Consider the following 14,037-nt stretch of genomic DNA (forward strand, 5'->3'; position numbering starts at 1 on the left):
GAATAGTTATCTATAGTAATCCTTAATGATTACTTAAAATCTAAATGTTTGATTCTCGACTTAATTTAATAAGCCGAGAATCTGCTTTTTAGTAGGTATATATAAAACCTATATCTCTCAACATATACCTGTCTAGATAATTAATAAACACATCCTTGATTTACTTAATACATTTTATATATCTTCAAAATATATCTCTGCAACAGCAGATTTTCCTCGTAAAGTATTGGACAATACTATTAGAGTTAAAAAACATTTTGTTTGTGTTGAAAAATAAAAAAGCTTTAGAACCAAGCCTGTTTGGTGTTTTTATCGAAGATAATAGCGTTTACTGTGGCATTAATTTAAGTGATATTAAGTTGCCGAATAAATGCGTTTTTCTAGGAGTTTTAAGAGAGACTCAAGTCATTTCAGCAACAGATAATCCTAGTATTTTCGCCGGAGATTACATTTTAGCAATAGCAACCCATCCCATGATGGTTCCCGCTCTCAAAGTGACTCTTAAAAAAATCCATTCTGTTTACTATTCCCTGAATAGTTGCTTATTGGAAGCTCGACTAACAGACAGCCAATCTGTTAATTCAGATTACTCAGATTTATCAAGTACTTTCAATTCCACATATTATTAAACAGATGAATATTTCCCGAATAAAGGCAGAAGGCAGGTCGAGTTTGCGACAAGAGTAAGAAGATATATTTTTGCCTCCTGCCTCGAATGGCACGCTTGTTAATCGCAAAGCCCTGATCTAACAAGATTTTTGAGTGTGGGGAGTGTGGGGAGAAAGAGGAGAAATTGAATAACTGCATATCAACAAATGCTGCATTGCCTCCCCATCCTCCCACACCTCCCACACCCTGCCAGCAAGGAGGTTTCAGCTTTTCAAGTGTGCCATTCCCTCCTGCCTCCTTAACTTTACTAAATCTGAGTTCGACTAACTAAAGGTTATTAATATGCATACTTCGGAGCTTTTCCGACTTTATGTATCCGCCCAAAAAAGTGTTCATCAGTCCACCCTGATTGAAGCTAATTTGTCTAAGACAACACATAGTAACAGCAAACCACATGACGGAGACATTCCCTTTTTAGCAGTGTTTTTAGCTCACATTTCCTTCATGTTAGTTTGGGCAATTGTTGTTTTTCTCGTTTCATCTGTCTGCAAGGCACTAGAAGATCCCCCAGAAAATGCGGCACAAGATAAAGACGAAATAGTAAGCATCAAACATTTAGAGCAACATACCTGTAAAAAATGCCAATTTTTTAACAATAACTATTTCCTAAAGTGTGCAGTACATCCTACTACTGCTCTCACAAAACAAGCACTCAATTGTTCTGACTACAGCCCGAAATAGGTGAGTTTCTCACTATATATAATTCTCATGTAGCTGTAATCAGAGCAATGCCGTGTTAACCTGACAACCTTTAAACAAAGTTTGAAGCTTGAAAACTTCATTTGAAAAACCCAAACAAGTTTTATGAAACAAAAAGAAACAGTATTTGTTATTCCGACTCATCGACTGAGAGATGTAGCACAGACCATCGAAAAGTATGATGAGAATTTTTGGGCAAATGGTCATGCTTTAAAAATTATCGTCTTCGATGATTCTACCATTGCCAACCATGAGAAATATTATCCGCTTTTAGAGCAGACTAAGACAGTCAATGACGTGTTTTATGTTGGGCCACAACAGAAAGAGCAATTTATTACATTTTTAAACGAAAGACTGCGCGATCGCAAGCTAGAATCACTAGTCAAAAACTTATTCCGACCTAGTTATGGCGGAAATCGCAACTTCACGCTGATGTATACCCTTGGACATTTAATGGTTAGTGCAGATGACGATATGCGCCCAGATGCATTAATTGAAACTAGCCCAGAATCTTTATCAGGTGATGAAATATGTCGAGGAAAATTAATCAAGTCTAGCCAACAAGGTGGCTACGTCCATAAATCTTTTGACTTACTCACGGCTTTTGGTGATGTTCTAGGTCAAAAAGCCAGTCATGTACCAGAAAACTTCGAGGCTGGAGAATTAGTCCTTGATACAGCAATGGATTTAGAAACTAATACAACTAAAGGTTACTTTCGAGAAAATAGCCTTTTATTACAACAGGGGAGAGTATTGAATAATGCGATCGTTAAGATTGCCCAAACTTTTCGCACAGGAACTAATGATATCGATACACTTGATTTTATTCACATGTATCTCAATGATGAAAATCAAATTAGTCCAAATGATCTGAATGATTTTTATATTCTTACCAATTTTCGACCCGTTATTACTAACAAAAACTGGAGAATGGATTGTGGAGTCGCTGGATATGATAATCAGCTAGGTTTACCACCATTTTTTCCCACTCGACTCAGGTTTGAAGATTATATTTATAGAATTTGGATACAGCAAGAAGGGATTGTGGCTGCACACGTTGATGCTGTCCAAAACCACATTAGAAATAACTATATGCGTAATCCTTTAGCTAGCGAACTATTTAATGAAGAAATATGTAGCTTGCTGAAAAAGAAGATTAAAAGCAGTGTTTATCATCTTGATGATTTGGGAATCAAGTTTGATTACTCTGGTGAAGTCACTTTACAAGACTCTGAGGAAATCCTGGAAAAAATCGCTGCTATCCACAGACAGGTCATCAAAGCCTCAATATCTGCCCAGAATGAAGAACGTAAACTGTCTCTTCAATTATTTGCTGAGAATTTATCGAGAGTATTTTATGGATTTGAACCAGACTTTTTTCAGCAAAATGTTTCCAGAATTATCGATGATGTCATTAGCCAATTTCACGGTTCTCTAGAAATATGGCCAACTCTAGTGGAAATCTGTTACTTTTACAAAGACAAAAAAGATTTACCACAAATTAGGGTAAAAAACAAGAAGGTAAAGTCTAGAAATGGCACAAAATCGAGCGACATTCTCGTATAAATGCGACCTTTGGCAAACAAGCTATCATTCATCCGGGAAAATGTTCTCAAACCCTTTCTTTTTGAAGATGCGCCTATAGAACTTAAGCCAAATTACAACATCTAGAGGCAATTCATGAATTGCCTCTAGATGAATAAAGCACAGCCTCACATAGAATTGTTACGATCTAGGTGCTATTCTAGATGCAAAAACCTTCTATGTGCTAGCTAATGGACTATGTATGCAAACGCTAATTATTGATAACTATGACTCTTATACATTTAATCTTTACCAGATGATTGCCGAGGTAAATGGGGAACTACCTCTAGTAATTTATAACGATCGGCTTAATTGGGATGAATTGAAAGAAATTGCATTTGATAACATTGTGATTTCACCTGGCCCCGGTCGTCCAGAAAGGTCAGAAGATTTTGGAGTCTGCCGCCAAATAATTGAGAATGTGGATGTGCCCTTGCTAGGAGTTTGTCTAGGGCATCAAGGACTTGGCTACTTATATGGTGGAAGAGTGATTCATGCACCGGAAGTTCGACACGGCAGACTCAGTAAAATTTATCATAATAATTCAGAATTATTTCAAGGTATTCCTAATCAGTTTTCTGTGGTGCGCTATCACTCGTTGTTAGTTGCTGATGAACTACCTGAGTGTCTAGAAAAAATTGCTTGGACTGAAGAAGGATTGGTGATGGGATTGCGTCATCTGCATCTACCTTTTTGGGGTGTACAATTTCACCCAGAGTCTATTTGTACAGAATATGGGCAAAGATTACTAGAAAACTTTCGAGGTGCGCCGAAAATCCGCACCATGCAAATTATTGATCGCTTAGAACAAGAGGCGCGAGGAGTCTATTCAGGTGCGATCGGTTTTTTGGGGTTGAATGATTCAGCCGATTTGAATATTGTGATTCGGACTGCTGTTTTGACTCCCAATCAAACCTCTATTGGTATTGGTGGCGGAATTATAGCCCTTTCTGAGCCTGAGATGGAGTTTCAGGAAACGCTGCTTAAAGCCAAAGCCTTAATCGACGCTCTGCTTCTGACGATACACGGAACATCTGAACCAGATGTGTATCCCATTCTGGGATTAGAAGCAATAACTGCTGATAGTTATGAAAAATTATCTGCCTAAATCAAAGACTTAAATAAAGATGGAGATGTGTTTGAGGATAGCTATCTCGACACAAAACTGGCTACTATTAAAGATTATTTACACTAACATTTATATCCAAATCCCCTTGGATAAAGATTTTTGGTACTGATTTTCAACCTGTAGAGACGCGTTAGTGCAGCGGTAAGAAGTAAAATTTTGTGTCTTTACTAAGGATTTTGGGCTTAACTGAACAGTATTGATTTATCCGACATTCGGCAGGTTGGAGGTTCAAAATAATTAATAATCAATAATTACTAATTTATCAGCAAAACCCCATATAGAAATACGCTTCCTTGATTCAGGAATAAATTTAAAGATAAAAAGCAACTAACGCAAATCAGCCTTAAAAACAAGAAGCTCAAGTCCATCAATAGCACAAAAACGACCGAAATTCCCTTATTATAAACTCAACCTTTGGCAAATAAGATATCTGCAAAACTTGACAATTCCCGATCTGGAAAAATTTTCTTAGACATATAGCTTAGGTAACAGCAATCTGATAAGATTCCCAACAAGTAGAATAATCACTTGTTCTCTTTTTCTTGAACCAACTGATTTTGGTTATTTTTTGGAAAAGGAAAATAAAAATGTCTCATCTATTGTGGAAAACTCTGGTACTAAGTCCAGTAGTTTTGGGAGTGACGGTGTTGGTTTCCGCTAAGGCTATGGCTGCTGCTGAAGATACAAAGCCAATAGCTGCTAATGCTTCAATATTCATTCAAACAGAGCAACCAAAAGTTAATCAGCAATTGGTTGCTCAAAAGACTGATGAAAATAAGGTTTTAGAAGAGGTTAATCGCTACAGCAACGAAGGCAAGAACCAGAATTCACTGTCTCAAGTCACATCAGTTTCTCAATTTTCTGATGTACAGCCGACTGATTGGGCATTTCAAGCTTTGCAATCCCTGGTTGAGCGCTACGGTTGTATTGCTGGATACCCAAATTCTACTTACCGTGGCAATCGGGCACTGACTCGTTATGAGTTTGCCGCAGGTTTAAATGCTTGTTTAGATCGAGTTAATGAACTGATTGCGACAGCAACTGCTGACTTGGTGACAAAACAGGATTTGGCGACTCTCCAGCGTTTGCAAGAGGAATTCTCGGCAGAACTGGCAACTCTACGCGGTCGAGTAGATTCTGTAGAAGCACGGACTGCGGAACTTGAAGCTAATCAGTTTTCTACTACCACAAAATTGGTGGGTGAAGCCATTTTTGTCGTTACTGATATTTTTGGCAATAATAGTGGTGATGCCAATAATACTGTTTTCCAAGATAGGGTACGTTTAGACTTGCAAACCAGCTTCACGGGTAAAGACGTTTTACACACCCGTCTTGCAGCCGGGAATGCACTAGCCTTTACTCAAGTAGGGGATGGTGGTGGTGCTATCGATACTGCTGAAGGTACGCAAACATTTCAACTCGGCAGCACTAGTAACAACAGTGTCATTATTGACTGGCTGGCGTATTACGTACCCATAGGCCCAGCCCAAGTCTACTTTGCGGGCACCGGAGGTATTCATAGCGATTATGTTGCCACTAATAACCCTTACTTTGAGGATTTTGATGGCGGTAATGGTGCTTTGTCTACCTTTGCTTCTGAAAGTCCGATTTATCGCATTGGTGGTGGTGCCGGTGCGGCACTAACTTTACCCTTTGGTAAGGGTGGCAATTTTTTCAAACCAAGTTCACTGACTATAGGCTACTTGGCATCAAATGCTAATAATCCTGGGGCAAATCAAGGTTTGTTAGAGGGTAACTATGCAGCCTTGGGACAATTGAACTTTAGTGTTGGCGATCGCTTATCTATAGCTGCTACCTACGTTCACGGTTATCATGGTGCTGGGGGTGGTAATTTATTCGATCTAGGTGGTGGTTTGGGTAGTACTAACCGCGTCGTAGGTACTGGTCAAGCTAACACTCTAACTACCCTAAACGGATCTTCCAGTAATTCTTACGGTATAGAAGCAGCTTTCAGACCCAGCGACAAACTGTCAGTCAGTGGCTTCGTTTCTTACCACGATATCACAGGCTTTGGTGCTGGTGATGATTATGAAGCTTGGAGCTACGGTCTTGGGGTAGCCTTACCTGACTTCGGTAAAAAGGGTAACGTTTTAGGGATTTTTGCAGGTGCTGAACCTTATGCCTTTAACCGAGGCGGAGCTTTTGCTGGTACTGGTAATGATATACCTTATCACTTTGAAGGCTTTTACAAGTATCGCGTGTCAGATAATATCTCAATCACCCCTGGCGTAATCTGGTTGACCTCTCCTGGTCAAAACAGCAATAACGATGATGCAATTATCGGTACGCTGAGAACAACTTTCACCTTCTAAAAGTTTACGCAATTTGCTTTAGGGACGCATAACTATGCGTCCCTTTTGACTTCCGCCTTGCGGTACTGGGAATCTTTTTCAGGCGTTGCTGAATCAAGGGATGATTTTTGTAGGGTGGGCGACACGAGCGCCCTGAAATACAAGGGACGGGCAAGATGCCCATCCCACAAAAATAGCAAAATCATCCCGCAAATATGCAACGCCCTTTTTCAAAGCCAATTACCGATCGCAACCATTGGTGCCCAATATGCAGGATGATCGTACATGGGATTGACACCTTCAGATGGCGGTAATTTCTTAGCATGAATCATTCTGATTTGAGCGGTTTGTAAAGCCTCGGCAATACTCATGCCAGTATTGCGATAGTTGGTGTAAAATGTTTTGACTAGTTCGGATGTCGATTGATCGGTAACACTCCACAAAGATGCGATCGCAGTTTTAACTCCAACTTGTAATGCAACTCCAGCTAATCCTAGTGTGGCACGGTCATCGCCAACTGCGGTTTCACAGGCAGTTAGTGTGAGTAATTCGACGCTATCTGATTTACTGTTGAGGTTTCGCAGTGAGTTTTCTAATTGGCTAATGGTAAGTTTTTGGTTTTTCCCGGTGACAATGAAGGTGTCTTCAGGAATAATCCCAAATTGAGCGTGACTAGCTATGTGAACAATGGGATATGTGGTTTTATCAAGTGTTTGCTGAAAACTTTCGGCGAGAAAATTATCGTCAATTAGGGGGGTATGATTGGGGAATATACTTTCAACTGCACTGACTTCATCGGGAACCGCAAAAAGCTGTTCAAAAGTCTTGCCGTCGATAGTGGCTTCTTTTGTCAAACCCAAAATTAACGCCTTTTGCGTACTGCGATCGCGTAGTTTAGGTGTGTTAAGTCGTAAACTGGGAGTTGTGGCAACCGCGTAGGTTTCAACTAAATATTTATTGAGTTTGCTGTCATAAAGTGCCGCCATTGGAATGCTACGCAAAAACCCATCCTGAATAAATACCAGAGTTTTGACTTTCTCCGGTTTGATATCCTCAGCAAAGGGGCGAATTATCCAATCATAAAGCTGTGATGCAATTGTTGTATCGTAGTTAATTTCTTCTCTTTTAACTAGTCCGGTGCGAAACTCGGCAATTTTTTTCTGTAAAGTATCGCTGCTAACTACTTTGTCACCTTGTTGATTGGGGTCTTCAATCCACTTAAATTTAGTTGCTTGATTGGGTAACTGCAATAATATCCCGGTTTTGCCATCTAAAATTATTGAACTCAAAAAGCCAGTATTCTTAAACGCTACACTATTATCTTCGAGAAGTTCGCCCACCTGTTTGGGATTCAACCCGCTCAAAATGCAATCATTGCCAAAATAATTCTGTAATTCTGCAAGTTTCAACGCATCGATGGTGTTAACTACTTTCGATAGTTCCTTCGCACGTCCTTCGTCTGCAATTGCCCCAACTCCTAGCAAATCGAGCCGCGACTGTGCCAATGTCCGGTATAGTGGTCGAACAACATCACGGAAATCAAACTGTACATCCCGTTCGGCAGTCAAAATATCCTGGCGGATATCTTCTAAGGTATCAAATGCTCGTTGATAAGATGCGATCGCTTCTTCTTGTCGATTCTGTTTATCTAAAATCCGTCCGGCTTGCCACTCCCACAAATACAAGCTATCTTTTGCACTCAACTTGCTGTCTGCTGCGATGATAGCAGCTTGGGTATATTTTAATGCTTTTTCATTCTTTAATGCTTTTTCATTATCTGGGCTACATTCCCAGAAATGGCCCAAAGCACCATTAGAAAATGAAATTAGACGATTATCTTGTAATTTTTTACTTGTTAATACTGAGTTTTCAAGCAAATTTAATGCTTCGTTGTCACCAGATAAAACCAGCCCAGTTGGACAGTAGGTAAAGGGTGAAGTTCCTTTAGCATCGTGCTGCAAGTATGCTAAATCAATTGCCCCATAGACTTTTGTGGCTGAATCGGGCAACTCTTCGAGAACTTCTAAAGCATCTTTAATTGTTGTGTTAAACTCCCCATCGTTAATAAATTTGCTCTGATTTGTCTGGGAACCCAACTGAATTAAATTTAATAATCCCCGCATCTCTGCTAAAGGTTGTTTTTCATTGCGGGCGAACTTTATACTATCCTGAAAATATTGATAAGCTCTGTCGTAATCTTCTTGTGACTTTTTAGTAAATTCCTTTTCTTTACTAAAAATCCCAGCTTTATTTGCAGAATCTGCTTGTAACTCTCGTAATTGACCGCGACTTTTGTAAGCATTGCCCAAACTATTAAACACCAAAAATTTAGATTCTGGACTAACTTGTTGGGCTGTGTCTAAATACTTAATTGCTTGGTCGTAACTTCCGATTAAGCGATATGCTTCACCAAGAATACCCAAAGCCGCAACCTGACCGCGTTTATCGTTGTATTTGGTGGCGATTTGTTCAGCACTTTCTGGAGTGCATTTTATTTCCTGACTTGGTTGATTTTCGGAGCTTTTCGACTTATCTACTAATTTGCCACACAAAAGTGCGATCGCTTTGCGAGGTTGTCCCAAATTGCTGTAAACTTGGGCAAGTTCTGACTGCATTCGTCCGACTTGCTGGATGTTTCCCACAGCCCCATAGTCACGAATTGCTGCTGACAAGGACTCAATAGCTTCTTTGTTTTGTCCTAGTTGTTGATAGACACGCGCCAAATTTTCATTTACAACCGCAGCATCTGATGGATTATTTTTATACTGATTTAATGCCTCTTGCCAGTGTTTTACCGCATTCGGAAAATTTCCGGCATCATAGTCTTTAATTCCTTGTTCAACCAGTAAACTAGCATTTTGAGTTTGTGCAGATACGACTTGTCCAAACAATAAACAGATTACGAGGGTTGCTAAAAATAATACTTTGAGAAATTGATGACGGTTTAGTTTTTGGTGTTGCTGTGTGAAGAAATGAATTAACCTTACGCAAAGCGCGAACGGTAGTTGCAAAGGCTTAAAGAGTAAGAATTTGAGATATTTTTTTGGGGATTTCATCTTTAATTTAGCCATTTTAATAAGTTATTTTTATACAGGCTATTTGGCGATCGCCAGTTATTCCCAGCTAATTGATAAAGGGAATATTTATGTGTATGTGATTTTTATTTTTAAATTACCAGAAATAGGCATCGAAAACTGAGCTTTGGGAAAGTGTGCAGTTTTGTGCAAAATCGCACGCATAATCATGCGATCGCACGATACAAAATTATGCAACTATATTTGCATTAAAGGTGGATGTATTAGCCAGTCGTTTACCTGATTGTAAGTTTTATTTTAATTTGTCCAAAGTAAATTAGTTATGAATCAAGCAGCTCATCTGGTAAAAGCCAGTATTAAAAATATTCTTTTTTTATGCCTAATATCGATTGCATTTAGCCAAGCATCGCCAGCGAAAGCACAAATCACACCCGATAACACACTCGGTGCAGAAGCTTCTCAACTCAATCAAAATCAGATAATTAATGGGGCACTGGGCGACAAAATTAACGGTGGTGCAACACGCGGCAACAATCTTTTTCATAGTTTCAGCGAGTTTAATATCCAAGATCGGCAACGTGTGTATTTTGCCAACCCCAGTAGTATAGAAAATATATTGACACGGATAACAGGTGGGAATGCGTCGAATATTTTTGGGACATTGGGAGTTAATGGTACAGCAAATTTGTTTTTGATTAATCCTAATGGAATTTTATTTGGGCAGAATGCGCGGTTAGATGTGCAGGGGAGTTTTGTCGGGACAACAGCCAATGGAGTACAGTTTGGGAATCAGGGTATTTTCAGTGCCACCAATCCCAAAGCACCACCATTGTTGACGATTCAACCTTCAGCGTTGTGGTTTAATCAGCTAAATCTTGGTGCAGGGATTCAAAATAACTCAATTGCACCAGCAGGAATAGATTCATCTGGGGTTAGTCGGTTTGGCTTACGAGTAGGAGATGGTAAAAGTTTGCTGCTAGTGGGCGGTAATGTCAGCATGGATGGTGGGCAATTATTTGCTTCTGGTGGGAGAGTGGAGTTAGGAGGGTTAGCAGAACCTGGAAATATTAATCTTGTTTTCAATAGTGATAATCTCAGCTTGAAATTTCCTCTTGATGTGACTCGTGCTTCTGTATCGCTTACCAATCAAGCGCATGTGTTTGTGGCTGGGGCTGGTGGCGGTGATATTGCTATCAATGCCCGAAATATAGAGATATTAGGCGGAAGTGTTCTTTCTGCTGGTATTGGGGCGGGTTTGGGGACACCTGAGACTGTTGCAGGGGATATTATCCTAAATGCTACCGGAGAAATCAAAGTTGCTGGTTTTGAGAGCGGGATTAGCAATCTAGTGCGTTTGGGAGCAAAAGGTAAAGGAGGCAACATTACCATCGATTCTGGTGACTTCTCTCTAAGCGATGACGCTCAACTTTCTACCTCAACTTATGGACAGGGGAATGCGGGGAATGTGACAGTGAGTGCAAGAAATGCTGTTTTCCTTGCTAATGCTGGCATCGCGAGCATAGTGAGAGCCGAAAGTATCGGTAATGGTGGCAATATCGACATCAATGCTGCAACCCTGTCACTCACTGATGGTGCTCAACTGTTAACCATTACTAGTAGTGCAGTTGATACCCAACCAGCAGGAAGAGGGGATGCAGGCAATATCAATCTGAAAGTAACAGGTGCTGTTGATATTGCTGGGCAGAAAAACGGTATTGAAAGTGGTATTCGCAGCAGTGTGGACACAGGAGGGGTTGGCAATGGGGGTAACATTACCATCGATTCTGGTTCATTCTCGTTACGCGATCGTGCTTTACTTACTACCTTAACTTTAGGAGAGGGGAATGCAGGGAATGTGACAGTGGGTGCAAAAAATGCTATTTCCCTTGCAGATAATGCTTACATCCTCAGCGTGGTAGAAGCCGGAGGTATGGGTAAAGGTGGCAATATCGACATCAATGCTGCAACCCTGTCACTCAGTGATGGCGCTCAACTGCTAACTATTACTCGTGAAGCATCTGATACCCAACCAGCGGGAAGAGGGGATGCAGGCAATGTTAACGTGAAAGTAACAGGTGCTGTTGATATTGCTGGGCAGAAAAACGGTAATCCCAGTTGGATTGGCACCCTTGTGAAGACAGGAGGGGTTGGCAATGGGGGTAATATTACCATTGATTCTGGTTCTTTCTCACTCCGCGATCGCGCTCAACTTTCTGCCTCAACTTCAGGAGTGGGGAATGCGGGGAATGTGACAGTGGGTGTAAAAGATGCTGTCTCCCTTGCCAGTAATGCTTATATCTTCAGCACCGTGGAAGCCGGAGGTGTAGGTAAGGGTGGCAATATCGACATTCATGCAGTAACGTTGTCACTCAGTGATGGCGCTCAACTGCTAACTATTACTCGTGAAGCATCTAATACCGAACCAGCAGGAAGAGGGGATGCAGGCAATGTTAACGTTAAGGTAACAGGTGCTGTTGATATTGCTGGGGGAAAAAACGGTATTCAAAGTGGGATTCGCAGCAATGTGCAAACGGGGACTGTTAGGAACGGAGGTAACATTTTCATCGATTCTGGTTCATTCTCATTACGCGATCGCGCTCAACTTTCTGCCTCAACTTCAGGAGTGGGGAATGCGGGGAATGTGACAGTGAGGGCAAAAGATGCTGTTTCCCTTGCAAATAATGCTGCCATCCTGAGCGCAGTGGAAGCAGGAGGAGTTGGCAATGGGGGTAACATTATCATCGATTCTGGTTCATTCTCATTACGCGATCGCGCTCAACTTTCGGCTTCAACTTTTGGACAGGGGAATGCGGGTAATATGACAGTGAGTGCAAAAGATGCTGTTTCCCTTGCAAATAATGCTGCCATCCTCAGCACAGTGCAAGCAGGAGGTGTGGGTAAAGGTGGCAATATCGAAATCAATGCTGCAACGCTGTCACTTACTGATGGTGCTCAACTGTTAACCATTACTCGTGGTGCATCTGATAACCAACCAGCAGGAAGAGGGGATGCAGGTAATGTCAATATTTTGGTAACAGGTCCTGTTAATATTGCTGGGGAGAAAAACGGTTTGAAGAGTGCGATTTTTAGCAGTGTGGGCACAGGAGGAGTTGGCAATGGGGGTAACATTATCATCAATTCTGGTGACTTCTCTCTAAGCGATCGCGCTCAACTTTCTGCCTCAACTTCAGGAGTGGGGAATGCGGGGAATGTAACAGTGGGTGCAAAAAATACTGTTTCCCTTACAGGTCAACCAACTGCTATCTTCAGCGTAGTGGGCACAGGAGGAGTTGGCAATGGGGGTAACATTATCATCGATTCTGGTTCATTCTCATTACGCGATCGCGCTCAACTTTCTGCCTCAACTTTTGGAGTGGGGAATGCGGGGAATGTGACAGTGAGTGCAAAAGATGCTGTTTCCCTTGCAGATAATGCTGCTATCCTCAGCACAGTGCAAGTAGGAGGTGTGGGTAAAGGTGGCAATATCGACATCAATGCTGCAACGCTGTCACTTACTGATGGCGCTCAACTGGTAACTGTTACTCGTGAAGCATCTGATACCCAACCAGCAGGAAGAGGGGATGCAGGCAATGTCAATGTGAAAGTAACAGGTGCTGTTGATATTGCTGGGCAGAAAAACGGTATTGAAAGTGGTATTCGCAGCAGTGTGGGCACAGGAACAGTTGGCAAGGGGGGTAACATTACCATCGATTCTGGTGACTTCTCTCTAAGTGATGGCGCTCAACTTGCTGCCTCAACTTTTGGAGAGGGGAATGCAGGGAATGTGACAGTGGGTGCAAAAAATACTATCTCCCTTACAGGTAATGCTTACATCCTCAGCACCGTGGAAGCCGGAGGTGTCGGTAAGGGTGGCAATATCGAAATCAACTCACCTAAAATTACTTTAGACAACCAAAGCGAACTCAACGCCGAAACTGCATCCGGTAACGGTGGTAATATCAACATCAACAGTGATTTACTCTTACTCCGTCACAACAGTCAAATTTCCACCAGCGCAGGTACAGAAAAATTAGGTGGCGATGGCGGTAACATCAATATCATCTCAAGATTTATCGTTGCACCTCCCAACGAAAACAGCGATATTAGCGCTAACGCCTTCACTGGAACTGGTGGAAACATTCAAATCAACTCGCAAGGTATCTTCGGTATCGAGTCGCGGACAAAACTAACCCAGAATAGTGATATTACTGCAAGTTCAGAATTAGGCATTTCCGGCATCACAAATATCAATACACCCGATAACAGTTCTATTCAAAACAGCTTTACCGGATTCTCACCAAACGTCATCGATACCAACGCACTCATTGCCAATAGCTGCATTTCCCGTGGTACCAAACGACAAGAAAACTCTTTTACCATTACAGGTTCTGGTGCTTTACGCAATACTCCAGGAAAGGGATTCGTTTCAGCATACACAACTGGTGATGTGCGTAATGTTGAACCAACATCGCGCCCCTGGAAAAAAGGCGACCCAATAATTGAACCAACTGGATTGTATCGATTACCCAATGGGCAATTAATCTTGAGTCGAAGTTGTTAAACAGAAATATTGCACATATCGGAAAAACCCTATATGTAGTTTTCTGCA

At 41.3% G+C, this 14,037-nt stretch carries 7 protein-coding genes; 6 read left to right on the forward strand and 1 reads right to left on the reverse strand.

Annotated features, from left to right (window positions below; genetic code table 11):
* Nucleotides 1-263 precede the first annotated feature (263 nt).
* The 5 genes from V7K84_RS21770 (at nucleotide 264) to V7K84_RS21790 (ending at nucleotide 6,414) form a co-directional block, all read left to right on the forward strand.
* Entirely contained in the window at nucleotides 264-629 is a 366-nt protein-coding gene (locus tag V7K84_RS21770) for a TrkA C-terminal domain-containing protein (RefSeq protein ID WP_334841075.1), read from the forward strand.
* A gap of 322 nt (nucleotides 630-951) precedes the next feature.
* Nucleotides 952-1,350, forward strand: coding sequence for a hypothetical protein (locus tag V7K84_RS21775; protein ID WP_334841077.1), 399 nt, complete (start codon nucleotides 952-954; stop codon nucleotides 1,348-1,350).
* A 123-nt stretch (nucleotides 1,351-1,473) separates the two neighbouring features.
* Nucleotides 1,474-2,934, forward strand: a complete 1,461-nt coding sequence (locus V7K84_RS21780; RefSeq protein ID WP_334841079.1) for a hypothetical protein — start codon at nucleotides 1,474-1,476, stop codon at nucleotides 2,932-2,934.
* Between the two features lie 220 nt (nucleotides 2,935-3,154).
* Nucleotides 3,155-4,060 carry an anthranilate synthase component II gene (locus V7K84_RS21785; protein WP_334841081.1) on the forward strand — a complete coding sequence of 302 codons (906 nt, stop codon included), beginning with the start codon at nucleotides 3,155-3,157 and terminating at the stop codon, nucleotides 4,058-4,060.
* 608 nt (nucleotides 4,061-4,668) lie between these two features.
* Nucleotides 4,669-6,414: an iron uptake porin gene (locus tag V7K84_RS21790; RefSeq protein WP_334841083.1), complete on the forward strand. Its 1,746-nt coding sequence runs from the start codon at nucleotides 4,669-4,671 to the stop codon at nucleotides 6,412-6,414.
* Between the two features lie 209 nt (nucleotides 6,415-6,623).
* On the opposite strand, the gene V7K84_RS21795 is transcribed toward V7K84_RS21790, so the two are convergent.
* Complete coding sequence (locus V7K84_RS21795) at nucleotides 6,624-9,449, reverse strand: CHAT domain-containing protein (protein WP_334841085.1); 2,826 nt, start codon at nucleotides 9,447-9,449, stop codon at nucleotides 6,624-6,626.
* Between the two features lie 301 nt (nucleotides 9,450-9,750).
* Between V7K84_RS21795 and V7K84_RS21800 the strand changes: the two genes are divergently transcribed.
* Entirely contained in the window at nucleotides 9,751-13,989 is a 4,239-nt protein-coding gene (locus V7K84_RS21800) for a two-partner secretion domain-containing protein (RefSeq protein WP_334841087.1), read from the forward strand.
* Nucleotides 13,990-14,037: the final 48 nt, after the last annotated feature.

Source organism: Nostoc sp. (assembly GCF_036917315.1).
Taxonomy (GTDB): domain Bacteria; phylum Cyanobacteriota; class Cyanobacteriia; order Cyanobacteriales; family Nostocaceae; genus Nostoc.

Excerpts from the sequence above, each read along its gene's own strand:
- V7K84_RS21775 (WP_334841077.1), top strand. The coding sequence starts at position 952 with ATGCATACTTCGGAGCTTTTCCGACTTTATGTATCCGCCCAAAAAAGT.
- V7K84_RS21780 (WP_334841079.1), top strand. The coding sequence starts at position 1,474 with ATGAAACAAAAAGAAACAGTATTTGTTATTCCGACTCATCGACTGAGA.
- V7K84_RS21785 (WP_334841081.1), top strand. The coding sequence starts at position 3,155 with ATGCAAACGCTAATTATTGATAACTATGACTCTTATACATTTAATCTT.
- V7K84_RS21790 (WP_334841083.1), top strand. The coding sequence starts at position 4,669 with ATGTCTCATCTATTGTGGAAAACTCTGGTACTAAGTCCAGTAGTTTTG.
- V7K84_RS21795 (WP_334841085.1), bottom strand. The coding sequence starts at position 9,449 with ATGAAATCCCCAAAAAAATATCTCAAATTCTTACTCTTTAAGCCTTTG.
- V7K84_RS21800 (WP_334841087.1), top strand. The coding sequence starts at position 9,751 with ATGAATCAAGCAGCTCATCTGGTAAAAGCCAGTATTAAAAATATTCTT.